Source organism: Streptomyces nidicola (genome assembly GCF_050106155.1).
Classification (GTDB): Bacteria; Actinomycetota; Actinomycetes; order Streptomycetales; family Streptomycetaceae; genus Streptomyces.
This window is the reverse complement of the sequence record NZ_JBNBPI010000001.1, coordinates 4,849,312-4,875,165: the sequence shown is the minus strand read 5'-3', so window position 1 is coordinate 4,875,165 and position 25,854 is coordinate 4,849,312. Positions and strand designations below refer to the sequence as shown.

At 70.6% G+C, this 25,854-nt stretch carries 20 protein-coding genes and 1 pseudogene; 9 read left to right on the top strand and 12 right to left on the bottom strand.

Annotation, left to right across the window (positions count from 1 at the left end; translation table 11 throughout):
• Nucleotides 1-134 precede the first annotated feature (134 nt).
• Nucleotides 135-1,901: an aspartate--tRNA ligase gene (gene aspS, locus ACOKM3_RS22240; protein WP_426902801.1), complete on the bottom strand. Its 1,767-nt coding sequence runs from the start codon at nucleotides 1,899-1,901 to the stop codon at nucleotides 135-137.
• A 324-nt stretch (nucleotides 1,902-2,225) separates the two neighbouring features.
• Between aspS and ACOKM3_RS22235 the strand changes: the two are divergent.
• Nucleotides 2,226-4,373, top strand: a pseudogene (locus ACOKM3_RS22235) (ATP-binding SpoIIE family protein phosphatase); the annotation flags it as partial.
• Here ACOKM3_RS22235 and ACOKM3_RS22230 read toward each other — a convergent pair.
• The 3 genes from ACOKM3_RS22230 to ACOKM3_RS22220 all read right to left on the bottom strand — a co-directional run bounded on the left by ACOKM3_RS22230 (nucleotide 4,313) and on the right by ACOKM3_RS22220 (nucleotide 7,159).
• Complete coding sequence (locus ACOKM3_RS22230; protein WP_426902800.1) at nucleotides 4,313-5,482, bottom strand: AI-2E family transporter; 1,170 nt, start codon at nucleotides 5,480-5,482, stop codon at nucleotides 4,313-4,315. The pseudogene ACOKM3_RS22235 and the gene ACOKM3_RS22230 sit on opposite strands and share 61 nt — an antisense overlap.
• Nucleotides 5,483-5,590: 108 nt before the next feature.
• Nucleotides 5,591-6,556: a pirin family protein gene (locus ACOKM3_RS22225; protein ID WP_426902799.1), complete on the bottom strand. Its 966-nt coding sequence runs from the start codon at nucleotides 6,554-6,556 to the stop codon at nucleotides 5,591-5,593.
• A gap of 144 nt (nucleotides 6,557-6,700) precedes the next feature.
• Entirely contained in the window at nucleotides 6,701-7,159 is a 459-nt protein-coding gene (locus ACOKM3_RS22220; protein ID WP_266711827.1) for an SseB family protein, read from the bottom strand.
• 196 nt (nucleotides 7,160-7,355) lie between these two features.
• Between ACOKM3_RS22220 and ACOKM3_RS22215 the strand changes: the two genes are divergently transcribed.
• From ACOKM3_RS22215 to ACOKM3_RS22205, 3 genes are all read left to right on the top strand, one after another.
• On the top strand, nucleotides 7,356-9,194 hold the full coding sequence (locus ACOKM3_RS22215) for an acyl-CoA dehydrogenase (protein ID WP_426902798.1): 1,839 nt from the start codon (nucleotides 7,356-7,358) through the stop codon (nucleotides 9,192-9,194).
• 371 nt (nucleotides 9,195-9,565) lie between these two features.
• A complete protein-coding gene (locus ACOKM3_RS22210; protein WP_426902797.1) occupies nucleotides 9,566-10,864 on the top strand; it encodes a M18 family aminopeptidase in 1,299 nt (432 codons plus the stop codon).
• A gap of 95 nt (nucleotides 10,865-10,959) precedes the next feature.
• A complete protein-coding gene (locus ACOKM3_RS22205) occupies nucleotides 10,960-11,184 on the top strand; it encodes a DUF6458 family protein (protein WP_426902796.1) in 225 nt (74 codons plus the stop codon).
• Between the two features lie 13 nt (nucleotides 11,185-11,197).
• Here ACOKM3_RS22205 and ACOKM3_RS22200 read toward each other — a convergent pair whose 3' ends face one another.
• On the bottom strand, nucleotides 11,198-13,039 hold the full coding sequence (locus ACOKM3_RS22200) for an NHL domain-containing thioredoxin family protein (protein ID WP_426902795.1): 1,842 nt from the start codon (nucleotides 13,037-13,039) through the stop codon (nucleotides 11,198-11,200).
• A gap of 3 nt (nucleotides 13,040-13,042) precedes the next feature.
• The gene (locus ACOKM3_RS22195) at nucleotides 13,043-13,438 is read right to left on the bottom strand and encodes a cupin domain-containing protein (RefSeq protein ID WP_426902794.1); all 396 of its coding nucleotides are present in this window, start codon (nucleotides 13,436-13,438) and stop codon (nucleotides 13,043-13,045) included.
• A 51-nt stretch (nucleotides 13,439-13,489) separates the two neighbouring features.
• Here ACOKM3_RS22195 and ACOKM3_RS22190 point away from each other — a divergent pair, with 51 nt between their 5' ends.
• Nucleotides 13,490-14,464: a helix-turn-helix domain-containing protein gene (locus ACOKM3_RS22190; protein ID WP_426902793.1), complete on the top strand. Its 975-nt coding sequence runs from the start codon at nucleotides 13,490-13,492 to the stop codon at nucleotides 14,462-14,464.
• Nucleotides 14,465-14,524: 60 nt separating this feature from the next.
• Nucleotides 14,525-15,382 (top strand): YhjD/YihY/BrkB family envelope integrity protein, encoded by an 858-nt coding sequence (locus tag ACOKM3_RS22185; RefSeq protein ID WP_426902792.1) that lies wholly within the window; start codon nucleotides 14,525-14,527, stop codon nucleotides 15,380-15,382.
• A 39-nt stretch (nucleotides 15,383-15,421) separates the two neighbouring features.
• Here the strand turns inward: ACOKM3_RS22185 and ACOKM3_RS22180 are convergent, their stop codons facing one another.
• Nucleotides 15,422-16,963: an FG-GAP repeat domain-containing protein gene (locus tag ACOKM3_RS22180; protein WP_426902791.1), complete on the bottom strand. Its 1,542-nt coding sequence runs from the start codon at nucleotides 16,961-16,963 to the stop codon at nucleotides 15,422-15,424.
• 237 nt (nucleotides 16,964-17,200) lie between these two features.
• Between ACOKM3_RS22180 and ACOKM3_RS22175 the strand changes: the two genes are divergently transcribed.
• Complete coding sequence (locus ACOKM3_RS22175) at nucleotides 17,201-17,701, top strand: LURP-one-related/scramblase family protein (protein WP_426902790.1); 501 nt, start codon at nucleotides 17,201-17,203, stop codon at nucleotides 17,699-17,701.
• Between the two features lie 16 nt (nucleotides 17,702-17,717).
• Here the strand turns inward: ACOKM3_RS22175 and ACOKM3_RS22170 are convergent, their stop codons facing one another.
• Complete coding sequence (locus tag ACOKM3_RS22170) at nucleotides 17,718-18,551, bottom strand: carbon-nitrogen family hydrolase (protein ID WP_426902789.1); 834 nt, start codon at nucleotides 18,549-18,551, stop codon at nucleotides 17,718-17,720.
• Between the two features lie 179 nt (nucleotides 18,552-18,730).
• Between ACOKM3_RS22170 and ACOKM3_RS22165 the strand changes: the two genes are divergently transcribed.
• Entirely contained in the window at nucleotides 18,731-19,555 is an 825-nt protein-coding gene (locus ACOKM3_RS22165) for a maleylpyruvate isomerase family mycothiol-dependent enzyme (protein ID WP_426902788.1), read from the top strand.
• Nucleotides 19,556-20,465: 910 nt separating this feature from the next.
• Here the strand turns inward: ACOKM3_RS22165 and ACOKM3_RS22160 are convergent.
• Both ACOKM3_RS22160 and ACOKM3_RS22155 read right to left on the bottom strand, forming a co-directional pair.
• A complete protein-coding gene (locus ACOKM3_RS22160; protein ID WP_426902787.1) occupies nucleotides 20,466-21,779 on the bottom strand; it encodes an MFS transporter in 1,314 nt (437 codons plus the stop codon).
• Entirely contained in the window at nucleotides 21,776-22,435 is a 660-nt protein-coding gene (locus ACOKM3_RS22155) for a GntR family transcriptional regulator (protein ID WP_426902786.1), read from the bottom strand. The genes ACOKM3_RS22160 and ACOKM3_RS22155 overlap by 4 nt, the downstream gene beginning before the upstream one ends.
• Nucleotides 22,436-22,587: 152 nt before the next feature.
• Here ACOKM3_RS22155 and ACOKM3_RS22150 point away from each other — a divergent pair, with 152 nt between their 5' ends.
• The gene (locus ACOKM3_RS22150; RefSeq protein WP_426902785.1) at nucleotides 22,588-23,466 is read left to right on the top strand and encodes a D-alanyl-D-alanine carboxypeptidase family protein; all 879 of its coding nucleotides are present in this window, start codon (nucleotides 22,588-22,590) and stop codon (nucleotides 23,464-23,466) included.
• 78 nt (nucleotides 23,467-23,544) lie between these two features.
• On the opposite strand, the gene ACOKM3_RS22145 is transcribed toward ACOKM3_RS22150, so the two are convergent.
• Nucleotides 23,545-24,855 (bottom strand): dihydrolipoamide acetyltransferase family protein, encoded by a 1,311-nt coding sequence (locus ACOKM3_RS22145; RefSeq protein ID WP_426902784.1) that lies wholly within the window; start codon nucleotides 24,853-24,855, stop codon nucleotides 23,545-23,547.
• 14 nt (nucleotides 24,856-24,869) lie between these two features.
• The gene (locus tag ACOKM3_RS22140; protein ID WP_426902783.1) at nucleotides 24,870-25,850 is read right to left on the bottom strand and encodes an alpha-ketoacid dehydrogenase subunit beta; all 981 of its coding nucleotides are present in this window, start codon (nucleotides 25,848-25,850) and stop codon (nucleotides 24,870-24,872) included.
• Nucleotides 25,851-25,854: the final 4 nt, after the last annotated feature.

The following is a 25,854-nucleotide window of genomic DNA, read 5'->3' as shown; positions in this document are numbered from 1 at the left end:
GTCAGGGGCGTGGGTGCGGGCTGTGAATCAGGACTGTGAATCAAGACTGTGCATCACCCGGAAACGCCAGGGCCCCGCTCCGACGTGCGGAGCGGGGCCCTGGCGTGAACTGCCGTACGGCGCCGGTGAGTTGGTTACTTCTTCTCGACCGGCTTGCGCAGCTGGATGTTGAGCTCGCGCAGACGCGACTCGTCCAGCTCGGTGGGCGCGCCCATCATCAGGTCCTGCGCGTTGCCGTTCAGCGGGAACGCGATGGTCTCCCGGATGTTCGGCTCGTCGGCGAGGAGCATGACGATGCGGTCGACGCCCGGGGCGATCCCGCCGTGCGGCGGGGCGCCGAAGCGGAACGCGCGGAGCATGCCCGCGAACTCGGCCTCCACGGTCTCGGCGTCGTAGCCCGCGATCTCGAACGCCTTGATCATGATGTCGGGCTCGTGGTTACGGATGGCGCCGGAGGACAGCTCGATGCCGTTGCAGACGATGTCGTACTGCCAGGCCAGGATGTCCAGCGGGTCCTTCTCCTCCAGGTCCTGCATACCGCCCTGCGGCATCGAGAACGGGTTGTGGGAGAAGTCGATCTTGCCGGTCTCCTCGTCCTTCTCGTACATCGGGAAGTCGACGATCCAGCAGAAGCGGAACACGCCCTCCTCGAAGTGGCCGGCGCGCTTGGCGGCCTCGACGCGGACGGCGCTCATGATCTTCGAGACCTCGTCGAACTCGCCCGCGCCGAAGAACACGGCGTGGCCGGCCTTCAGGCCGAGGCGCTCGGTGAGGACCTTGACGTTCTCCTCGGTGAGGAACTTCGCGATCGGGCCGGCGAACGTGCCGTCCTCGCCCACGCGGATCCAGGCGAGGCCCTTCGCGCCCTGCTCGACCGCGTAGTCACCGAGGCCGTCGAAGAACTTGCGGGACTGCGACGCGGTGTCCGGGACGGGCAGCGCACGCACGTGCTTGCCGGCGAACGCCTTGAACTCCGAGTCCGCGAACACGTCGGTGATGTCGACGAGTTCGAGCTTCGCGCGCAGGTCCGGCTTGTCGTTGCCGTACTTCAGCATCGACTCGCGGAACGGGATGCGCGGGAACGGGGACGTGACCTCGCGGCCGCCGCCGAACTCCGTGAAGATCTCCGTCATGAGCTTCTCGATGGGGCGGAAGACGTCTTCCTGCTCCACGAAGCTCATCTCGATGTCGAGCTGGTAGAACTCGCCCGGCGAGCGGTCCGCACGCGCGTCCTCGTCGCGGAAGCACGGCGCGATCTGGAAGTAGCGGTCGAAGCCCGAGATCATCAGCAGCTGCTTGAACTGCTGCGGCGCCTGGGGGAGGGCGTAGAACTTGCCCGGGTTCAGGCGGGACGGGACGACGAAGTCGCGGGCGCCCTCGGGGGAGGTCGCGGCGAGGATCGGCGTCGCCATCTCGTTGAAGCCGAGGTTGACCATCTTCGAGCGGATCGAGGCGATGACCTCGCTGCGCAGCATGATGTTGCGGTGCATGCGCTCGCGGCGCAGGTCCAGGAAGCGGTACTCCAGGCGGCGCTCCTCGCCCACCCCGTCGTCCTGGTTGATCTGGAACGGCAGCTGCTGCGCCGCGCCGAGCACCTCGACCGTGGAGGCCTCGATCTCGACCTCGCCGGTGGGCAGCTCCGGGTTGACGTTGTCCGCGCCGCGGGAGACGACCTTGCCGTCGATGCGGACGACGGTCTCCTTGGTGAGCTTGTCGAGGACCTCGGCGGCCTCGGTGCCGGGGCGGGCGACGAGCTGCGTGATGCCGTAGTGGTCGCGCAGATCGATGAAGAGGATGCCGCCCAGGTCTCGGCGATTGTGCAGCCAGCCGCTCAGCCGGACGTCGGAGCCGACGTCAGAGGCGCGGAGCTCGCCGCAGGTGTGGGACCTGTACCGATGCATCGTCGTTCATCCAGCCTTTGCGCTTGGGGTTCCCCGGGAGACAACCGGGATCCCCCCAAGCCTACCGGCCCCGCCTCGGGCCCTCTGCCTCCGCCGCCTTGGGCAATTGCCTCCGCCGCCTTGGGCAATCTGCCGCCAAGGGCGGCAGGGTGGGCAAGGCGGCACCCCGGCGCGGGCAGCGCCTCCGATCGGCCCCAGCCCCGTCGCGGCGCCCGCCCAGCCCCCGTCGCGGCCCACCGGCAGCCCGCCCCACCGCAACACCCCCACCCGCCCCGGCGAAGCCTCTGGTGGCCGCATGCGATCACCTCTTCCTAGAGTGGGGCAATGCGCACCGGTGACCTCCCTCCCGTGGAGGACGTCCTCGCCGCTCTGGCCACCGGGCTGTGGCGATGGGACAACCGGGCGGGGCTCGTGACCTTCGACGCCGAGGCCGCCCGGCTCATCGGCCTGCCCGCCGCCCCCGGCGAGCCCGTCACCTTGACGGAGTCCGCGGCCCGCGCCCGTTTCCACCCGGTCGACTGGAACGAGATAGACGGGATCGTGCAGCTCGCCGTCGCCGAGGGCACCCTCGCCGAGGCCCGGCTGCGCGTCATGGACGACCAGGGCCATGTCCTGCGCACCATACGCAGCCGCTCCAAGCCGATCGCGCACGGCGACGCCCCGGACTCGTACGAGCTGATCGGCACACTCCAGGAAGTGACCGAGCCGCCGCCCGGGGCCGCCTCCCGCACCCCGGTGACCGGCGACTGGCGGCGCTCGCGGGAGGCCTTCCTGCTGGACGCCGGGCGGGCGCTCGCGGAGGCCGGGTCCACGGAGGAGGTGCTGCGGGTCGCCGCCGGGCTCTCCATGCCGGGTTTCTCGCCGGACGGCCTCGCGGTGTTCGGCGTCGCGGGCGACCGGCTCACCGTCATCGGGCACCACGGCCAGGAGGACGGCGACGAGTCCCCGTTCACCGACATGGAGCTGGCCACGGACTACCCGGGCGCCGAGGTCGTCCGCACCGGGCGCGCGGTCTATCTGTCCTCGCCGGACGAGTACCGCGCCCGCTACCCGGCGGCCTGGCCGCTGGCCGCCCGCTTCGAGCGCAAGTCGTGGGCGTTCCTGCCGCTGATCGTCGCAGGCCGCACGATCGGCGCGTGGATGGCGGGCTTCACCTACCCGGTGTCATTCACGCCCGACGAGCGCTCGGTCCTCACCACGGTCGCGCGAATGCTGGCGCAGGCCCTCTCCAGGGCCGGGGTCGCCGAGTCTGAGCGGGAGCTGACCGACGGCCTGCAGAAGTCGATGCTGCCGACGCTCGGCCCGGAGATCCCGGGGATGAGCGTCGCCGCCCGCTATGTGCCGACCGGCGGCGGCCTCCAGGTCGGCGGCGACTGGTACGACATGATCCCGCTGCCGGGCGGCGGCATCGCCCTGGTCATCGGCGACGTACAGGGCCACGACGTGCGCGCCGCGGGCCTGATGGGACAGCTCCGGGTCGCCCTGCGCGCGTACGCCTCCGAAGGGCACCGTCCCGACGCCGTGCTCTCCCGCGCCTCCCGCTTCCTGCACGGCATCGGCGACACCGACGAACCGGGGGCCGACCCGCGCTTCGCGACCTGTCTGTACGTGCAGGCCGACCCCGCCACCGGCGTCCTGGAGATCGCCCGCGCCGGGCACCCGGACCCCGCGATCCGGATGGCCGACGGCACCGTCCTCGTCCGCCCCACCGCGGGCGGCCTGCCGCTCGGCGTCGACCCCGACGCGGACTATCCGACGACCCGTCTCGTCCTCGAACCCGCCGAGACGCTGCTCATCTGCACGGACGGCCTGATCGAGACGGGCGGGCACGACCTGGACACCGGCTGGTCGCGGATCCGCGCGGCCCTGGAGGCCGGCCCGGACGAGCGCCTGGAAGAGCTGGCCGACGCCCTGGTGCAGGCGGTGCACGGCCCCTCCTCGCACCACACCACGGGACCGCTCGCGGACCGCCGCGAGGACGACATCGCGCTGTTGCTGCTGCGCCGCACCACTCGGTCGGCCGCTGCCACCGTGGCCCGGCGCACCGCGATGACCATCGCCCAGGCCGAGCCCGAGCGGATCGCGGCCGCCCGCCAGCAGCTGCGGGAGCTGCTGCACGACTGGACCGACACGGATCAGCTGGACTCGGCGGTGCTGCTCGTCTCCGAGATGGTCACCAACGTCCTGGTGCACACCGACGGCGACGCGCTCCTGGTCGCCGAGGTCACCCGGCACGGCGCCGAACCGCGCCGGTTGCGCGTGGAGGTCGCGGACGCCTCCGACGACCTGCCGCACAAGCGCCGCCCCGGTGAACTGGCGTCATCGGGGCGGGGTCTGGTGCTCATGGAGCTGCTGGCCGACCGCTGGGGCGTGGACCCGCGGGGCGAGGGCAAGAGCATCTGGTTCGAACTCTACGAACCCTCGGAGGCTCCGGCGGGCCCGGCAGCCCCAGAGGGCCCCGAGGCCTCGGTGGAACCGGAAGGCCCGGAGGACCCGTCACCCGTTTCACGTGAAACAGAAGGCGGCCCTTCGCCCATGTCATCGGGCGCGTAACGCCTCCTCAGCTCCCCGAGGACACCGAACGCGGCGGCCACCAGCGGCACCGCGAGCAGCATCCCGAGAATCCCCGCGACCGCCGCGCCCGCCGTGATCGCCAGCATCACCATCGCCGGGTGCATCTGGACCGTGCGCGACTGGATCATCGGCTGCAGGATGTGCCCCTCCAGCTGCTGCACGGCGAGGATCACCCCGAGCGTCCACAGGGCGATGATCAGCCCCCGGTCGGCGAGCGCGACGAGCACGGCGACGGCCCCGGACAGGGTCGCACCGAGGTAGGGGATGTACGCGCCGACGAAGACCAGCGCGCCCAGGCCCACCGCGCCCGGCACCTGAAGGATCAGCAGTCCGACGGTGATGCAGATGCCGTCGATGAGCGCGATGAACGTCGTGCCGCGCATGAACCCCGAGATCGCCTCGAAGGCCCGCCGCCCCATCGCCTCAAGCACCTCACCGTGGTGCGGGGCGATCGCGCGAGCGAGCCCCGTGGCCCGGTTGGAGTCCTTCAGGAAGAAGAAGGTGAGCAGCAGCGCGAGCACGCTGGTCGCGAGCAGCGAGCCCAGCGCGGAGAGCCCCGCGATCACCCCGCCCGCCAGATTGGAGCCCCACTTGCCGACCTGCTCCTTGGCGTTGTCGGCGACATCGCCGAGGTCATCGGCGCCGGTGAGGCCGACGTGGTCCCTGAGCCAGTCCCCGGCCTGCCGCACCGAGTCGACGATCTGTTCCCCGGTGTCGATCAGCGCGGTGACCACGATGTAGCCGGCGCCGCCGACCACGGCGATGAGCGCGACGCAGGTGAGGATGGCGGCCAGCGCGCGCGGCAGCTTCAGCTTGGTGAGCCACTCGAAGACCGGGCCGAGCAGCGCGGTGCCGAGCAGCGCGAGCAGCACGGGCGTGACGGCCGAATGGAAGATGATGACCAGCGCGATCCCGACGCCCGCGACCGCGGTGACGAGCAGCACGACGGCGCACCAGGCGGCGAGGCGGCGGGCGGGGTCGGGGAGGAGCGGTTTACCGGTCTGCACCCCGCCAGACGATCATGCGCGCGAACGCCCCGCCCCCCGGCCGGGTCCGGCCGAGTGACGGGGCGTCACATCACGCGTCACATCACACGCGATGCCTCACGCGATGCCTTACGTGTGCGGCAGGCGCTCCTTGCTGGGGATGACGCCCAGGCGTCCCGCCTGGAAGTCGTCGAAGGCCTGCTGGAGTTCGGCCTTGTTGTTCATCACGAACGGGCCGTAGTGCGCCATGGGCTCACGGATCGGCTGCCCGCCCAGGATGACCACTTCCAGGTCGGGGGTGTTCGCGTCCTGCGACTCGTCGGCGCGCACGGTCAGGGACGAGCCCGCACCGAACACGGCGGTCTGCCCCGTGTGCACGGGACGCCGGTCGGCGCCGACGGTGCCCTTGCCCGCGAGCACGTACACGAGCCCGTTGTAGTCCTCGCGCCACGGCAGCGTCGCCTCGGCGCCCGGGCGGACGGTGGCGTGCACCATCGTGATCGGGGTGTGCGTGATGCCGGGTCCCTCGTTGCCGTCCAGCTCACCGGCGATGACGCGGAGCAGCGCGCCGCCGTCCTCGGTGGTGAGCAGCTTGACCTGGCCACCGCGGATGTCCTGGTAGCGCGGGTTCTGCATCTTGTCCTTGGCGGGCAGGTTGACCCACAGCTGGAGCCCGTGGAACAGACCGCCGGACATGACGAGCGACTCGGGCGGCGTCTCGATGTGCAGGAGGCCGCTGCCCGCCGTCATCCACTGGGTGTCGCCGTTGGTGATGGTGCCGCCACCGCCGTGCGAGTCCTGGTGGATGAAGGTGCCGTCGATGATGTACGTGACGGTCTCGAAGCCGCGGTGCGGGTGCCAGGGCGTGCCCTTGGGCTCTCCGGCCTCGTACTCCACCTCACCCATCTGGTCCATCATGATGAACGGGTCGAGGTGCTTGTAGTTGATCCCGGCGAACGCGCGGCGCACCGGGAATCCCTCCCCTTCGAAACCGCTGGGCGCGGTCGTCACAGCGAGCACGGGGCGCGCCACGGCGTCCGCCGGCGCGGCCACACGGGGCAGGGTCAGCGGGTTCTCGACGGTCACAGCGGGCATGGCGGCCTCCTCGGGGTCTGCCATCAATTTAGTTGAACGGTGAACATCCAGCAAGTCGCCCGCTATTCCCGGGCCCGTTCCCGGGCACGCGAAAGGCCCGGACGCTCATACGTCCGGGCCCGTAGGAAGTGTTCAGGGGTGCGGCTAGCCGTACATGCGGCGCATCGCGAAGTCGACCATCTCCTCGACCGCCTTCGCGTCGAAGACCATCCGGTGCTCGCCCTCCATGTCGAGGACGAAGCCGTACCCGGTGGGCAGCAGGTCGATCACCTCGGCGCCGGTGATGACGAAGTACTTGGACTCCTTGCCCGCGTACCTGCGCAGTTCCTTGAGCGTGCTGAACATCGGGATCACCGGCTGCTGCGTGTTGTGCAGCGCGAGGAAACCCGGGTTGTCCCCGCGCGGGCAGTAGACCTTCGACGAGGCGAAGATCTGCTGGAAGTCCTCGGCGGACATCGAGCCCGTGGTGAACGCGCGGACCGCGTCCGTGAGCGAGGGCGGCGACGGCTCCGGGTACAGCGGCGGAGCCTGCTGCCCGTACCCGCCCTGCGGCGGCGCGTACTGCTGCTGCCCGGCACCCGGGCTCTGGTCGTAGCCGTACATGAGGGAAAGACTACCGACGCCCGAGGGGGTGGCGGGACGAGAGCGCCGAGGCGCCTTGTTCGTCACAGATGCCCACTGGGGGTTGATTCTTATTACCCACGGGTAGCATTGTGGTGGTTACTAGTTGGTATGCGTACGAGGACGGTCCGGGCGACCCCGGACGACCCGCCTCCCCGATCTTTACGGAGCCGTCGCCATGGGGCATTACAAGTCGAATCTCCGCGACATCGAGTTCAACCTCTTCGAGGTACTCGACCGCGACAAGCTGTACGGCACCGGACCGTTCGCGGAGATGGACGTCGACACCGCCAAGAGCATCCTCGAAGAGGTCACCCGCCTCTCCGAGAACGACCTTGCGGAGTCCTTCGCGGACGCCGACCGCAACCCGCCGGTCTTCGACCCGGAGACCAACACGGCGCCGGTCCCCGCCTCCTTCAAGAAGTCCTACAAGGCCTTCATGGACGCCGAGTACTGGCGTCTCGGCCTGCCCGAGGAGATCGGCGGCACCACCGCCCCGCGCTCGCTCATCTGGGCCCACGCGGAGCTGATCCTCGGTGCCAACCCGGCGGTCTGGATGTACTCGTCCGGTCCGGCGTTCGCCGGCATCCTCTTCGAGGAGGGCAACGAGGCGCAGAAGAAGGTCGCCGAGATCGCCGTCGAGAAGCAGTGGGGCTCGACGATGGTGCTGACCGAGCCGGACGCCGGTTCGGACGTCGGCGCCGGCCGCGCGAAGGCCGTCGAGCAGGCGGACGGCTCCTGGCACATCGAGGGCGTGAAGCGCTTCATCACGTCCGGTGAGCACGACATGTCGGAGAACATCCTCCACTACGTCCTCGCCCGCCCCGAGGGCCACGGCCCGGGCACCAAGGGCCTCTCCCTCTTCCTGGTCCCGAAGTTCGAGTTCGACTGGGAGACTGGCGAGCTGGGCGAGCGCAACGGCGTCTACGCCACCAACGTCGAGCACAAGATGGGCCTCAAGGCCTCCAACACGTGCGAGATGACGTTCGGCGACCAGCACCCCGCCAAGGGCTGGCTGATCGGCGACAAGCACGACGGCATCCGCCAGATGTTCCGCATCATCGAGTTCGCCCGCATGATGGTCGGCACGAAGGCGATCTCCACGCTGTCGACGGGTTACCTCAACGCCCTCGAGTACGCCAAGGAGCGCGTCCAGGGCTCCGACCTGGCCCGCAGCACGGACAAGACCGCGCCGAAGGTCACCATCACGCACCACCCGGACGTGCGCCGCGCCCTGATGACGCAGAAGGCGTACGCGGAGGGCATGCGCACGCTGGTCCTCTACACGGCCTCCGTGCAGGACGCGATCCAGGTCAAGGAGGCCGCGGGCGAGGACGCCTCGGCCGAGCACGCGCTGAACGACCTGCTCCTGCCGATCGTCAAGGGCTACGGCTCCGAGAAGGGCTACGAGCAGCTGGCCCAGTCGCTGCAGACGTTCGGCGGCTCCGGCTTCCTGCAGGAGTACCCGATCGAGCAGTACATCCGTGACTCGAAGATCGACACGCTCTACGAGGGCACGACCGCGATCCAGGGCCAGGACTTCTTCTTCCGGAAGATCGTCCGCAACCAGGGTGCCGCGCTGAACGCGCTCTCCGAGGAGATCAAGAAGTTCCTCGCGGTGGAGACGGGCGGCGAGGAGCTGACCGCGGCCCGCGAGACGCTCGGCAAGGCGGCCGGTGAGCTGGAGGCCATCGTCGGCCTCATGATCAACGACCTGGTCGCCACCGAGCAGGACGTGAAGTCCATCTACAAGGTGGGCCTCAACACGACCCGCCTGCTGATGGCCTCCGGCGACGTGGTCGTCGGCTACCTGCTCCTCAAGGGTGCGGCCGTCGCGGCGGAGAAGCTGGCGGCGGGTGCCTCCGGCAAGGACGTGCCGTTCTACCAGGGCAAGATCGCCGCTGCGAAGTTCTTCGCGGCGAACGTCCTGCCGGGTGTGACGGGCGCCCGCAAGCTCGCCCAGACCACGAGCGAGTCCGGCGTGGACATCATGGACCTGGACGAGTCGGCGTTCTAGGCTCCGCCGACCCGGTCGTGCTTGGGCCCGTCGTCCCCGTGGAGGGACGACGGGCCTTCGCCTTTGGCCACAGAGGCTGACGTCGGCGGCGAGGCGCGCCCACTGGAGGTTGCGCGCGCAGTTCCCCGCGCCCCTAAAGGGGCGCGGGGAACTGCGCAAACCGGACCACAGCGGGACCGCAGGACGCCGAACGCACCCGCCCCGCGGGGGATGGCGCGGTATTTGAGGGGCGCGGGGAACTGCGCGAACGTGACCACAGACGGGCCGCAGGACGCCGAACAAACCGCGCCCGGCAAGGGCAGGCGCGGGGGCCGCCGCAGGCAGGACGATGGGGCCGCGCCCACCCGGAGGCACTGGCCTACCCTTGCCGCATGAACACCGCCTCCCGCCCCTTCGATCGCGGGCACACCGACGACCTGATGTCCTTCCTCGCGGCGAGCCCCACGCCGTACCACGCCGTGGCCAACGTGGCCGCACGCCTGGAGAAGGCGGGCTTCCAGCAGGTCGCCGAGACCGACGCCTGGGACGGCACGAGCGGAGGCAAGTTCGTCACGCGCGGCGGCGCCGTGATCGCCTGGTACGTGCCGGAGGGGGCCGGCGCCCACACCCCGTTCCGGATCGTCGGCGCGCACACCGACTCCCCGAACCTGCGCGTGAAGCCGCAGCCCGACATGGCCAGCAACGGCTGGCGCCAGGTCGCCGTGGAGATCTACGGCGGACCGCTGCTCAACTCCTGGCTCGACCGCGACCTCGGCCTCGCGGGCCGCGTCTCCCTACGAGACGGCTCCGAGCGCCTCGTGAACGTCGACCGCGCCCTGCTGCGCGTCCCGCAGCTCGCCGTGCACCTGGACCGCTCCGTCACGACGGACGGCCTCAAGCTCGACAAGCAGCGCCACATGCAGCCCATCTGGGGCCTCGGCGGCGACGTCCACGAGGGCGACCTGATGGCCTTCCTTGAGGACGAGAACGGGCTCGGCCGCGGCGACATCACCGGCTGGGACCTCATGACGTACGCGATCGAGGCCCCGTCCTACCTCGGCCGCGACAAGGAACTCCTCGCGGGCCCCCGCATGGACAACCTGCTCTCCGTGCACGCCTGCACCGCCGCGCTCGCCGAGGTCAGCAAGCAGGAGGACCTCCCGTACATCCCCGTGCTCGCCGCGTTCGACCACGAGGAGAACGGCTCGCAGTCCGACACCGGCGCCGACGGCCCGCTGCTCGGCACGGTCCTCGAGCGTTCGGTGTTCGCGCGCGGAGGCTCGTACGAGGACAGGGCGCGGGCCTTCGCCGGCACGATCTGCCTCTCCTCGGACACCGGCCACGCCGTGCACCCCAACTACGGCGAGCGCCACGACCCCACGCACCACCCGCGCGCCAACGGCGGCCCCATCCTCAAGGTGAACGTCAACAACCGCTACGCGACGGACGGTTCGGGCCGGTCCGTGTTCGCGGCGGCGTGCGACAAGGCCGGCGTGCCGTTCCAGTCGTTCGTGTCGAACAACGCGATGCCGTGCGGCACGACGATCGGCCCGATCACCGCGGCCCGGCACGGCATCAAGACCGTCGACATCGGCGCGGCGATCCTCTCCATGCACAGCGTGCGCGAACTGTGCGGCGCCGACGACCCGTACCTGCTGGCGAACGCGCTGACGGCGTTCCTGGAGGGCTGAGCGGGTCCACCCGCCAACTGCGGTGTGATGCGGAGGGGTTCGGGGGTACCCGGGCCCCTCACGCAGTTCCGAACACACCACAGGAGGCGGACCTGATGAGCCTTGGGGGTTCCATCATCCTGATCGCCGTCGGCGCGATCCTCGCGTTCGCGACGGACTGGCACATGGAGAGCGTCAACCTCGACCTGGTCGGATGGATCCTGATGATCGTCGGCCTGATCGGGGTCTTCGTGTTCCGCAGCATCGGCAAACGCCGCGGCCTGGTCCCACCGGCCGGCCACACGACCGTGATCGAGGAGGACAGGGACCGCCACATCTAGAGCCCTGAACGCCCTAGGCGCCCTGTTCGCCCCGGTCGTCCATGCCCGCCAGCACCAGCGGCAGCCGCTCCGCCCCGCCCTCGTCCACCACCACGACCGGCACACCCCAGTCCTGCTGGTGGACGTGGCAGGCCGGGTACTCGTTCGCGGGGTCGTCGTCGCAGGACGCCGCCATCGCCGACACGTGCAGCACGCCCTCGGTGACGGCGGGGTTCAGCGTCAGCTCGCGGGCCAGGTCCGTGCCCGCGCCGTCCCCCGCCGCCAGCAGCTCGGGCGGCGTCGACGAGACGAGCAGCCGGGTCGAGGGCCCGTACCGGGTGTCGAGCTTCTGCCCGGCCGGCGCCTGGAAGACGACATCCAACTGAAGTGTCCCGCCCGCCACTTCGGTCGCCGCGCGCTGCGTGCGGTGGGCGACGGACTCGACGCGCACGGCCTCCTCGGGCAGGCGCAGCCGGGTCAGCCGGTGCCGCGCGGACTCGACGACGACCACGTCCCCGTCGACGACGAGCGCGTCACTCGGCTCCCTCAAGTCCGTTGCCAGCGTCGAGACTTGTCCCGTCGCCGGGTCGTAGCGCCGCAGGGCGTGGTTGTACGTGTCCGAGACCGCGACCGAGCCGTCGGGCAGCGCGGTGACGCCCAACGGGTGCTGGAGCAGGGCCTGTTCGGCGTCGCCGTCGCGGTGCCCGAAGTCGAAGAGCCCGGTGCCGACGGCGGTGTGCACGGCGCCGTCCCCGTCCACGTACCGCAGCGCGCTGGTCTCGGAGTCGGCGACCCACAGCCGCGTCCCGTCCGGGGAGACGGCGAGGCCGGAGGGCTGGGCGAACCAGGCCTCGTCACCCGGCCCGTCGACCAGCCCCTCGTTCGTCGTCCCCGCCGCGACGGCGACCGTCCGCGTCTCGGGGTCGTACGTCCACAGCTGGTGCACGCCCGCCATGGCGATCCACACCTTGCCGCCGAAGACGGCGACGTCCCAGGGGGAGGAGAGGTCGACGTCGAGGGCCGGGCCGCTGGTCGGGGAGCCCTGCCACCACTGCTTTCCGGTGCCGGCGAGGGTCGTGACGGAGCCGGCCGTGAGGTCCAGGGCGCGCAGCGCGTGGTTCACGGTGTCGGCGACGACGACGGTGTTCTCGTCGAGCAGCGCGAGCCCCTGCGGCTCGTTGAAGGAGTCGGCGCCGAAGCCGCGCTCCCCGCTGCCGAGCCGCCGCACGACGGTCTCCCCGTCGCCCTCCAGCTCCACCAGCTGATGCCGCGTCGTATCGCTGACCAGGAAGTTCCCCGAGGGGAGCACGATCGCCTTGCCGGGGAAGCGGAGGTCGGTCGCGACCGGTTCGGGCGCCACGTACGGCCCTTCGCCGCGCCGCAGCGTGCCCTTCGCCGCGTGCTCCGCCTCCAGCTCCTCGACCAGCGTCCCGATCGCGTGCGCGTGCCCCTCACCGGCGTGCTGCGCGACGACGTACCCCTCGGGGTCGATCACGACGAGCGTCGGCCAGGCGCGCACGGCGTACTGCTTCCAGGTGGCCAGCTCCGGGTCGTCGAGGACCGGGTGCTCCACCCCGTACCGCTCGACGGCGTCGACGACCGCCGCGTGCTCGGCCTCGTGCACGAACTTCGGCGAGTGCACCCCGATGATCACGACCGTGTCCCGGTGCTTCTCCTCCAGCTCCCGCAGCTCGTCGAGGACGTGCAGGCAGTTGATGCAACAAAAGGTCCAGAAATCCAGGATCACGATGCGGCCGCGCAGGTCGGCGAGGGAGTACTCGCTGCCTCCCGTGTTCAGCCAGCCGCCCTTTCCGACCAGCTCGGGGGCGCGGACACGGGCTCGGCGGGTGGTGCGGGCGGGCGCGGAGTCGTTCATGGTTCAAGCGTGCCACGCGTGTCCCGTCGTCGAGTCGACGTGGTCCGGGACGGGGTCGTGGGCGTCGCCCGTCGTGGGGGTGCCGGTGGGTTCCAGGAGGAGGATCGCGGTGCCGGGGGTCGCGTGCGGCTTGTGCCAGGTGCCTCGGGGGACGGTGAAGACCGAGCCGCGGGGGAGGACCACGTCCCGTTCCCCGTCCTTCTCGCGAAGGGCGATGGTGAGCTCGCCCTCGACGACCAGGAAGAACTCGTCGGTGTCCTCGTGGACGTGCCAGACGTGCTCGCCCTCGGCCTTCGCGAGACGGACGTCGTAGTCGTTGACCGACGTGACGATGCGGGGGCTCCAGGTCTCGTCGAAGGTGGTCAGGGCCTGGGTGAGGGATACGGGTGCGGATGCCATGCGGTCATCCTGGGCCTGCCGCCGCGGGCGTACGAGTGCTAGAAATCGCGTATGGCGCAAGGATCCTCGCACCGTGTCCCGCACGTGGTCGTCCTCGTCGACGAGGGCGTCAACCCCTTCGAAGTCGGCGTCGCCACCGAGGTGTTCGGGCTGCCGCGGCCCGAACTCGGTGCACGGGGCCCGCTGTACACGTTGACGTTGTGCGCGCCGGAGCCCGACATCCGGATGAACCACGGGTTCTTCACGATGGCGGGGGCGGCCGGGCTCGAGGCCGTCGACCGCGCCGACACCCTGATCGTGCCGGGGCGGCCCGACAACGTCGTGCCGCGCACCGGGGCCGTCCTGGAGGCCATCCGGCGGACGCACGCGCGCGGTGCCCGGATCGCCGCCTTCTGCACCGGGGCGTTCGCGCTCGCCGAGGCCGGGCTGCTCGACGAGCGGCGGGCCACGACGCACTGGCGGTGGGCCGAGGAGTTCCGTGCGCTGCATCCGAAGGTGCTGCTGGAGCCGGACGTGCTGTTCGTCGACGAGGGTGACGTCCTGACCGCGGCGGGGAGTGCGGCCGCGCTCGATCTGGGGCTGTATCTCGTGCGGCGCGATCACGGCGCGGAGGTCGCGGCCTCGGTGTCGCGGCGGCTCGTCTTCGCGGCCCATCGGGACGGCGGACAGCGGCAGTTCATCGAGCGGCCGATGCCGGTCGTGCCCGACACCTCGCTCGCGCCCGTGCTCGACTGGGCGCTCGCGCGGCTCGACGAACCGCTCACCGTCGCCGGCCTGGCCGCCCGCGCCGCCGTCAGCCCGGCGACCCTGCACCGCCGCTTCCGCGCCGAACTCGGTACGCCGCCGCTGGCCTGGCTGCTGGGTGAGCGCGTCGCCCTGGCCTGCCGGATCCTCGAGCAAGGCGAGCAGCGGATCGACGTCGTGGCGGCCAGGAGCGGCCTGGGCAGCGCCGCCAATCTGCGGGTGCACCTGAAGCGGGCGACGGGGCTGAGCCCGTCGGCGTACCGGAAGAGGTTCGGGGCGTAGGGGCCGGACTCCGGTGTGGCAAGCGGGCGTCGGGCGGGGTGTGAACGACGCTGGGCTGCTATGAGCGACAGCAGCGGGCGCGTCAGCCGTACCGTCCAGTGGGCCACCGGCCAGGTCGAGTCCGTGCGGGAGCGGGTTCCCTTTGTCACGCGTACGGCGCGGCAGATCGTTTCCGTGCGGCTGCTGGACTCGTCGACGCGGCTCGCCGCGCAGGCGTTCCTCACGGCGATCCCGGTGCTGTTCGTCATCGCCGCGTTCGCGCCGGCGGCCGTGCGGGAGCAGCTGCTCGATTCGTCGCGCACCGCGATCGGGCTCAGCGACGGTTCGCTCGCCCAGGTGCGGCAGGTGTACGGCGTGAACGACCCGGCCACGCGCGACACTTCGGGCGCGGTCGGTGTGCTGGTCACGCTGGTGTCCGCGACCGCGTGCAGCCGGGCGCTGCAGCGGGTGTGCGAGCGGTCGTGGCAGTTGCCGCCCGCCGGGCTGCGGCTCGTGGCCTGGCGGTGGGCGGCGTGGCTGGGCGTGTGGCTGACCGCGATCCTCGCGCAGGGCGTGCTGCGCGACGGGTTCGGGGCGGGCGCCTGGCTGGGGATTCCGCTGTCGTACGTGACGAGCGTGCTGCTGTGGTGGTGGACGCAGCACCTGCTGCTGGGGAGCCGGGTGGCGTGGCTGCCGCTGCTGCCGGGAGCCGTGCTCACCGGGGTCGGCGTGGTCACGCTGTCGTGGGCCTCGCACCTGTACATGCCGCGCGTGCTGAACCGTTCGCTCGCCCAGTTCGGCCCGTTCGGGCTCGTGTTCACGCTGCTGTCGTGGCTGATCGTGCTGTTCACGGTGGTGTGCGCGGGGATCGCGGTGGGCCACGTCGTCGCGCGGGAGCGGCCGGTGGCGCGGCTGTTGCGGGTGCCTGAAACGGCGTAGGGCCGCACCCCCACGAGGGTGCGGCCCGTCCGTGCGTGGTCAGCGCAGGGGGTTGCCGAAGAGGGCCTTGGTGTCCGGGGCGCCGAGGTCCTTCGGGTTGATGGCGGTCGAGCCGGTGGCGGTGATGCCGGTGGCCGTGCCGGGGAAGGACCAGGTCGCGCCGGCCGACGCGTTCTCGCCGGTCGCGGAGACCGCGAGGTCGCGCTTGCCGTCGCCGTTGGTGTCGAGCAGCCGGCAGCCCGAGCCGAACGCGTCGTCCGACTCGGCGACGCCGGGCACGTCCGCCGTGTTCTGGTTGAACACCTGGGAGCCCTCGCCGGTCACGCCGTCCGCGGTGCCGTGCAGCAGCGCGACGGCGCCGGCGTCCGTCAGGCCGCTGAAGTCCTCGCCCGCGATGCCGAGGGCGACCTCGGCCTTGCCGTCGCCGTCCACGTCGGCCACGGAGACGCAGGAGCCGAGCTTGTCGCCGTCCTCCTGGGCGCCGTAGAAGCCGGGCAGGGACTGGTCGAAGGCCTGCGTGGCGTCGCCCGTGAGGCCGTCCTTCGAGCCGTACGCGACGGTGACCTTCTGGTTCGTCTCGCCGATGTCGGACTCCTCGGGGTCGGAGCCGACGACCAGGTCGTCGATCCCGTCGCCGTTGACGTCACCGGAGGCCAGTTCCCCCTGGGTCTCCGGTGCCCAGCCGCGCTTGAAGCCCGAACCGCTGCCGTACAGGACGGTGTTGTTCCACATGCCGTCGCCGTTGTACGAGCGCAGGGCCAGGTCGTCGCGGCCGTCGCCGTTGAGGTCGCCGACCGCGTTGAAGAACACGGGGCCCGTCGTCGAGTCCGGCCCGTCGACGCAGCCGGACGGGTCGTCGACGCAGGTCGCGTCGTCCTTGCCGTAGCCCCACCACTCGGACTTGTCCATGAAGTTCAGCTTCTGGGCGGGGGCGCCGGCGCGGGAGACCGGTCCCTTCCACAGCGCGGCGCCCTGGTGCTCGGGGTCGTCGCCGTAGCTGCCCATGTCGGCGAGCAGGGCCAGGTCGGCCTTGCCGTCGCCGTCGAAGTCACCGATCTGCGGCGACCTTCCGTACGTGGCGATCTTCGTGCCGCCGGTGAGGCCCGAGGCCGAGCCCCAGACGATGACGCTGCCGGCGCTCTTGCTCTTGGAGCCGATGACGAGGTCGCTGTAGCCGTCGCCGTCCAGGTCCCCCTTGGTGAGGTACTGGCCGAACGCCTCCTTGGCCGCGGCGGAGCCCGGGATCCCGCTGGTCGAGCGGGAGATCAGCTTCTTGTTCGCGGGGTCCAGCCCGTTCGCCGAGCCGTACGTCACCGCGACGTAGCCGGCCCCCGCCTGGCCGGAGATGGTGCCCCCGGTCGCGGCGGTGACGAGGTCGGCGTACCCGTCGCCGTTGAAGTCATCGGCGGCGTCGGCCTGTCCCGCGGCCGCCTTTCCGGCGGCGGCGGTTCCGGTGGAGATTGCCCCGGTGGCCGCTTGGGCCGGGGCCAGTGACACGGCGGTCAGGCCGCCCGCGACGAGGGCCGCGGACAGCAGGCCGATCCGGGTCCTGCGGACACTGTGGGGTCGTGCGCGCAACATGCGGTTCCTTTGGTCGTAAGGTCACGTCCACCTCATACGACCCATTAATCCCTCGAACGGTTGCACGCACCATGTAACTGTATTGTCCCGAGGGCCCGTTGGGCGTCAACCGGAATCCCGGACTCCCCCATGGGCTCCCCACGCCGGCCCCGCGCTTTCCGCGCGAGTTCCCCCATCCGGTCCCGAAGGACGTCGCGACGGGGGTCCCCCGCGCGACTTTCGGGCACTGTTCGACGTATGCGCTACGAAGTGAGAGAGCGGATCTTCGGGATCGGCGAGGACTACTGGATCGAGGACGAGCAGGGCCGCAAGGCGTTCCTCGTCGACGGCAAGGCGATGCGCCTGCGGGACACGTTCGAGATCAAGGGCCCCGACGGCCAGGTCCTCATCGACATCCACAAGAAGGTGTTCGCGCTGCGCGACACGATGGTCATCGAGCGCGGCGACGAGGAACTGGCCAGAATCAAGCGCAAGCGGCTCTCCCTGCTGCGCAACCACTACCGCGTCCAGCTCGCCGACGGCAGCACGGAACTCGACGTCAGCGGAAAGATCCTGGACCGGGAGTTCGCCGTCGAGTACGAGGGTGAGCTCCTCGCCGAGATCTCGCGGCGCTGGCTGCGGGTGCGGGACACCTACGGCGTCAACGTGGTCCGTGAGGACGCGGATCCGGCGCTGCTGATCGCGGTGGCGGTGTGCGTGATCCATCTGGCGGAGAAGGAGCGGGGGGTGGTGGACTGACGCCCGCTCGCGGGGCTCAGGCCCGGCGGGGCGGCTCGGCGAGCCCCAGTTGGCGGTCCTTGAGGGCCGGGAACTGTTCGCGCGTGACGCCGACCTTCGCCGGGTCGAACTCCACCCGCAGCACCTCTTCCCCGGCCCCCGCCTCCGCGAGCACCGCGCCCCACGGGTCGACGACGATGCTGTGCCCCGCCTGCGGAACCCCCGCGTGCGTACCGGCACTTGCACATGCCAGTACGAACGCCTGGTTCTCCACGGCGCGGGCCTGCGCGAGCAGCGTCCAGTGCGAGCGGCGGCGCTCGGGCCAGCCCGCGGACACGATCAGCGTCTCGGCGCCGCGGTCGACCAGGCCCCGGTACAGCTCGGGGAAGCGCAGGTCGTAGCAGGTGGTCACGCCCGCCACGGTCTCCGGAAGCCGCACCGTCACCAGTTCCTCGCCTGCCCCCATCAGCACGGCCTCGCCCTTGTCGAAGCCGAACCGGTGGATCTTGCGGTAGGCGGCGGCGAGTTCGCCGTCGGGGGAGAAGACGAGCGAGGTGTTGTAGAGGGGGCCCTCTCCGGCGGAGCCGCTTTCGGACGCCGCCCGCTCCGGGATCGAGCCCGCGTGCAGCCACACCTCCGCGTCGCGCGCGGCCTTGGCCATCGCTTCGAAGGTCGGGCCCTCCAGGGGCTCGGCCTCCTCGGAGAACAGCTCGTAGGCGAAGGCCCCGGTGGTCCACAACTCGGGGAGTACGACAAGGTCGGCGGCCCCCGCCTCCGCTCGCACCAGTGAACTCACGCGCTCACGACGGGCGTTGACCGATTCGGTCACCTTGTCGTCATTTACCGCGATCTGGATGAGCGAGGCGCGCACACTACCACCGTCCTGGCATTCGAGCCGTCGGCTCTACGTCAACAACAGCCCTGCGTTCGTCACACCAAAGCACTGCCGGGGTGCCTACGGGCAGCGTAACTTAGCCTCTCAAGACACCCACGCCCGTGCCCGACGACTGTCTAAACGCCCGTGTACCACCGCTCGAGGGGTCCCCTTCCGTGAGTCTCCACCCCAGTCTTCAGACCTACGCCGACGCCTGGACCCACTCCGTGGAAGCGATATCCGAGCTGGTCACACCGCTCGCCGAAGGGGAATGGAACCGGGCCACGCCCTGCCCGGGCTGGTCGGTGCGCGACATCGTCTCGCACGTGATCGGCACCGACTGCGAGATGCTCGGCGACCCGCGGCCCATCCACACGCTGCCCCGCGACCTCTACCACGTGCAGACCGAGTCGCAGCGGTACCAGGAGATCCAGGTCGACATCCGCCGGCACCACACGGCACCCGAAATGGTCTCCGAGCTCGAGTACACGATCATCCGCCGCAACCGGCACCTGCGGAACGAGTCCCGCGAACCCTCGACCATCGTGCGCGGGCCGCGCGGCATCGAGGAGACCCTCGAATTCGCCATGCGCAGGCGGGCGTTCGACATCTGGGCGCACGAGCAGGATCTGCGCTGGGCTCTCGGCAAGCCCGGCAACCTCGACTCCCCGGGCGCGTACGTCACGCGTGACCTGCTGCTTTCGATCCTCCCGAAGATCGTCACGAAGGACGCGGGGGCGCCGGCGGACTCGGCCGTCGTGTTCGATGTGCATGGGCCCGTGGAGTTCCTGCGCACGGTGCGCGTCGACGCCGAGGGCAGGGGCACGATCGACGGTTCTCCGTCGCTCGGGCCGGCGGTGACGATCGCCCTGGACTGGGAGACGTACGTACGGCTGTCGTGTGGCCGGGTCGCGGTGGACGCGGTGGCGGATCGGGTGAAGACGGACGGCGACGCGGATCTCGCGTCCGCGATCTTGTCGGCCTTGAGGGTCACGCCCTGACGTCACGGGCCGGCCCCGTGCCCCTACGCCACGGGGCTCCGCCCCGGACCCTGCGCCTCAAACGCCGGCGGGGCTGGAAATGGGTTCTCGCGCCCGAACGGGGCCAAAAGACCGGGGCTCCGCCCCGCACCCCGCGCCTCAATCGCCGGCGAGGCTTGAACGAAATCGGTGCTCCGCCCCGGGCCCCGCGGGTTCTCGTGCCCGAACGGGGCTCAAAGATCGGGGCTCCGCCCCGGACCCCGCTGCTCAATCGCCGCAGGGGCTTGAAATGCCCACCCGCCGCACGGCTCGAGTGTCCCACCCGCAGGCAATCGCCCGGCTCCCGCCCATCTCCCACCCACCCGCCCCCTCCGGGGGCGTCGGCCCGACGGGGCACCGCCAGCCGTCTCGGGCGATCCGACGCCACCACCCACGGCTCCCCACCCCAGACGGCCGACATCACCCGCCCTTGAGCAATCACCCGCCGCTCACGGCTCCCCACCCCGGACGGCCGGCCCGCACCGCCTTGGGCAATCCACCGCCAACCACGACTCCCCACCCGAAACGGCCGACGTCACCCGACTTGGGCAACCTGCCGCCGCCCACGGCTCCCCACCCCGGACGGTCGACCGGCACCAACTTGGGCAATCTGCCCGCCCACGGCTCCCCGCCCGGGACGATCGACCGCCACCGACTTGGGCAATCTGCCGCCTGGGGCGGCAGGGTGGGCAAGGCGGCGCCCGGTGCCGCGCAACAGGAACGTCAGGCGCCGACCCCGGCACAGCCAGATCGACGGTGCGGGCCGCACGTCACGAGGGCGCCCACCCTGGCGCAGCGAGAACCACGGCGCAGGTCGCACATCACGAGGGCGCCCACCCCGGCGCAGCCAGGGCCGCGGCGCAGGCCGCACCCACGTCAGGGCCCCGCCCCGTCACACCGGCACGTGGACCGACGCCACCCGGGAGGCGACCAGGCGTTCGCGCTCCGCGCGGGCCGCCCGCCCCCGCAACCGGAGGATCTGGCTCACACCGAGCACCTCGAGCACGAACACCGCGGCGAACGCCACCCGGTAGTTGTCCCCGGTCGCATCCAGCAGCACCCCCACCGCCAGCAACGTCGTCATCGAGGCGATGAACCCGCCCATGTTGACGATCCCGGACGCCGTCCCCTGCCGCTCCGGCGGATTCGCAGGCCGCGCGAAGTCGAACCCGATCATCGACGCCGGCCCGCACGCGCCAAGGACCACACACATCACCACGAGCAACGCCATCGGCGCCCGCCCCGGCCACACCATGGGCATCGCCCACATCACCGCGGTCACCCCCACGGTCCCCAGCGCGAGCGGCAACCGCGCCGCATGGTGCCGCGCCACGATCTGCCCGTACACCAGCCCGATCACCATGTTGGAGAGCACGACCAGGGTCAGCAGCTCCCCGGCCGTCCCCCGCGAGAGCCCCTGCGCCTCCACCAGGAACGGCAGTCCCCACAGCAACAGGAACACCATCGCCGGGAACTGCGTCGAGAAGTGCACCCACAGCCCGAGCCGCGTCCCCGGCTCCCGCCACGTCGCCGCGATCTGCCCGCGCAGATACGCCGCGCCCTTGTGCGTACCGGCCGGCGGAGCGGGCTCGTACCCCTCGGGGTGGTCCTTGAGGAACAGCAGCATCAGTACGAGCACCACGACACCCGCGAGCGCGCTGCCCGCGAACGCGGCGGTCCACCCGATGCCGTGCAGCAGCCGCGCGATCACCAACGTGGAGACCAGATTGCCCGCCATGCCGACGAGCCCGGCCAGCTGCGCGACCAGCGGCCCGCGCCGCGCCGGGAACCACCGCGTGCCGAGCCGCAGCACGCTGATGAAGGTCATGGCGTCACCGCAGCCGAGCAGCGCGCGCGACACGAGCGCCATCGAGTACGAGGAGGAGAACGCGAAGCCGAGCTGTCCGACGGTGAACAGGATCACGCCGAGGGTCAGGACCTTCTTCGTGCCGAGCCGGTCGACCATCAGGCCGACGGGTATCTGCATGCCCGCGTACACGAGCAGCTGGAGGATGGAGAAGGTGGACAGGGCCGAGGCGTTGATGTGGAAACGTTCGACGGCGTCGAGGCCCGCGACACCCAGCGACGTACGGAAGATGACGGCGACGAAGTAGACGGCGACGCCGATCGACCAGACGGCGACGGCCCGCCGCCCGCCGGGCGGATCCCCGGGCAGCGAGACCGAGGGAGAGGTGGCTGAGCTCATCGCTCGTCACCCCGCGCCAGCCCCTGCACCCAGCTCACGTGCCGGCGCACGACGGCGACGGCGGCCTCCTCGTCCGCGGCCCGCAGGGCGTCGAGGATCTCGCTGTGCTCGGAGAGCGTCTTCGCGATGCGGTCGGGGTGCGAGCGCATCACGGCGACGCCCATCCTCAGCTGCCGGTCGCGCAGCTGGTCGTAGAGGCGGGAGAGGATCTCGTTGCCCCCGCTGCGGACGATCTCCGCGTGGAAGCAGCGGTCGGTGGTGGCGGCCTCCGTGAACTGTCCGGCGGCGGCCTGCGTCCGCTGCTCCTCCAGGAGCTCCTCCAGGCGCGCGATGAGCTGCGGCTGCGCCGGCATCGCCTTGCGCACCGCGTGCTCCTCGACGAGCAGCCTGGTCTCCACGACGTCCGCGATCTCCTGCGCGGAGACCGGCAGGACCAGGGCGCCCTTCTTGGGGTAGAGCTTGAGCAGCCCCTCGACCTCCAGCTTGAGCAGCGCCTCGCGCACGGGCGTGCGAGAGACCCCCACGGCCTCGGCGAGCTCGCCCTCGGTGAGCAGCGTCCCACCCTCGTAGCGGCGCTCCAGGACGCCTCGCTTCACATGGTCGTAGACGCGCTCTGCGGCGGGTGGTCGTTTCTCTGTGACAGCTGCTGCGGACATGCGCACATCATAGATACAACACGTACGCAAGCCGACGGGCGTCCATGATGCGGACCACCCGCCCCACGCAACCACCGGGGCTCCTCGCGTGTCTCACACAACGCGGCCCCACCCCAAGGGGCCCGATTCCAGGCACATTTGGAGCACTCGACTTGAAAACTCGCATTGCGGGCATTGCTGTTCTCGTCGCGGGATCCGTGATCACCAGCGGCGCGCTGACCACCACCGCGCAGGCCGCCACGGCTCCGGCCAAGCCCTCGGTCGCCGCGGCCGGTGGCTACGTGATGAACAACGGGACGGGTTCGAGCCTGTACACGAAGGCCGCGGACACCCGTAGGTCCACCGGCTCCACCACGAAGATCATGACCGCCAAGGTGGTGCTGGCCCAGAGCAATCTGAACCTGGACTCCAAGGTCACGATCCAGAAGGCGTACAGCGACTACATCGTCAAGAACACCGCGTCGTCGGCCCGCCTGATCGTCGGCGACAAGGTCACCGTCCGCCAGCTGCTGTACGGCCTGATGCTGCCGTCGGGCTGCGACGCGGCGTACGCGCTCGCGGACAAGTTCGGCTCGGGCTCGACCCGTGCGGCGCGCGTGAAGTCCTTCATCGGCAAGATGAACAAGTCCGCCACCGACATGGGCCTGAAGAACACCCACTTCGACTCGTTCGACGGCATCGGCCAGGGCGCCAACTACTCGACGCCGCGCGACATCACGAAGATCGCGTCCTCGGCGATGAAGAACTCGACGTTCCGCTCGGTCGTGAAGACGAAGTCGACGAAGCAGAAGGTCACGACGAAGTCCGGCGGCTACCGCTACATGTCGTGGTCCAACACGAACAACCTGCTCGGTACGTACTCCGGCACCATCGGCGTCAAGACGGGCTCCGGCCCGCAGGCGGGGTACTGCCTCGTCTTCGCGGCGACGCGGAGCGGGAAGACCGTGATCGGCACGGTGCTGAAGTCCACGTCCGTGAGTGCGCGGACATCCGATGCCAAGAAGTTGATGGATTACGGCTTCAAGAGGTAGCCGTCATCCTGCCCTGCGACGGGGCCGGGGCCTGGGGCTCTGCCCCAGACCCCGCGCCTCAATCGCCGGCGGGGCTTACTAAGCCCACGTGATGAGCCGCTTCGGGCGTTCCAGGATCGCCGCCACGTCGGCCAGCACCTTGGAGCCCAGCTCCCCGTCCACCAGACGGTGGTCGAAGGACAGGGCGAGGGTCGTCACCTGACGCGGCTTGACCTTGCCCTTGTGGACCCACGGCTGAAGCTTGATCGCTCCGACGGCGAGGATCGCCGACTCACCGGGGTTCAGGATCGGCGTACCGGTGTCGACGCCAAAGACGCCCACGTTGGTGATGGTGACGGTCCCGCCCTGCATCGCGGCCGGGGACGTCTTGCCCTCACGCGCGGTGGACACCAACTCGCCGAGCACGGACGCCAGTTCGGGCAGGGTCTTGGCCTGCGCGTCCTTGATGTTCGGCACGATCAGACCGCGCGGGGTGGCGGCGGCGATGCCCAGATTCACGTAGTGCTTCTGGACGATCTCCTGGTTGGCCTCGTCCCAGGCGGAGTTGACCTCGGGGTTGCGCTTGATCGCGACGAGCAGCGCCTTGGAGATGAGCAGCAGCGGGTTGACCCGCAGCCCCGCCATGTCCTTGTCGGCCTTGAGCTCCTCGACGAGCTTCATCGTGCGCGTGACGTCGATGGTCACGAACTCCGTGACGTGCGGCGCCGTGAACTTCGAGTTCACCATCGCCTGCGCGGTCGCCTTCCGCACCCCCTTGATCGGGATCCGGGTCTCGCGGACGGAGTCGTACGAGGCGGGTGCGGCGGCCGGTACCGGTGCCGGTGCGGACACCGGTGCTTCCGGCGCGGGTGCGACGGCGGCGTGCACGTCCTCCCGCGTGATGATCCCGTCGGCACTGGACGGAATCACGGTGGCGAGGTCGACCCCAAGATCCTTGGCAAGCTTCCGCACGGGCGGCTTGGCCAGCGGCCGCTCCAGGGCGGCCGTGCCATTGGTGGCAGGCACCGCGTCGCCCTCGGCCCCCTTGCGAGCCCGACGCTTCGTGGAGGACTCGGCAACGCCGTAACCCACCAGCACGGGCTGCCGCCCCTGCGGCTCGGCGGCCTCAACCTCCGGCTCAGCCGCCGCAGGCTCAGGCGCAGGCTCCTCCCCGGCCACGTCCACCGAAATGATCACCTGGCCGACATCGACCGTCGTCCCCTCCGGGAAGAGCAGCTCCCGCACCACCCCGTCGTACGGGATCGGCAGCTCGACGGCCGCCTTCGCGGTCTCGACCTCGCACACGACCTGCCCGTCCTCGACGGAGTCGCCCGGCTGGACGTACCACTTGAGGATCTCGGCCTCGGTCAGGCCTTCGCCCACGTCGGGCATCTTGAACTCACGAGCCATGATGGGGCCTCCTCTCAGTACGCAAGGGAACGGTCGACGGCATCGAGCACCCGGTCGAGACCCGGCAGGTACTCCTCCTCCAGGCGCGCCGGCGGATACGGCGCGTGGTACCCGCCGACCCGCAGCACGGGCGCCTCCAGGTGGTAGAAGGACCGCTCGGTGATCCGGGCCGCCAGCTCCGCGCCGGAGCCGAGGAAGACCGGCGCCTCGTGCACGATCACGAGGTGGCGCGTCTTCTCCACCGACTTCTGCACGGCGTCGAAGTCCATCGGCGAGATGGAGCGCAGGTCGAGAACCTCCAGGGACTTGCCCTCCTCCTCGGCGGCCGCGGCCGCCTCCAGGCAGACCTTCACCATCGGCCCGTACGCGGCGAGCGTCAGGTCGCTGCCCTCGCGCGCGACGGCGGCCTTGTGCAGATCGCCGGGCACGGCCTCGGTGTCGACCTCGCCCTTGTCCCAGTAGCGCCGCTTGGGCTCGAAGAAGATCACCGGGTCGTCGCTCTGGATCGCCTGCTGGAGCATCCAGTACGCGTCGCTGGAGTTCGAGGGCGAGACGACCTTCAGGCCCGGCACATGCGCGAACAGCACCTCGGGCGACTCACTGTGGTGCTCGACCGCGCCGATGCCGCCGCCGTACGGGATGCGGATGACGACCGGCGTCTTGATCTTGCCGAGCGCGCGGGCGTGCATCTTCGCGAGCTGCGTGACGATCTGGTCGTACGCGGGGAAGACGAACCCGTCGAACTGGATCTCCACAACAGGCCGGTAGCCGCGCAGCGCGAGGCCGATCGCGGTGCCGACGATGCCGGACTCGGCGAGCGGGGTGTCGATGACCCGGTCCTCGCCGAAGTCCTTCTGCAGGCCGTCGGTGACGCGGAAGACGCCGCCCAGCTTGCCGACGTCCTCGCCCATGACGAGGACCTTCGGGTCGTTGTCGAGCGCGGTGCGCAGCGACTCGTTGATCGCCTTGGCGATCGGAAGCTTCTGTACAGCCATGACC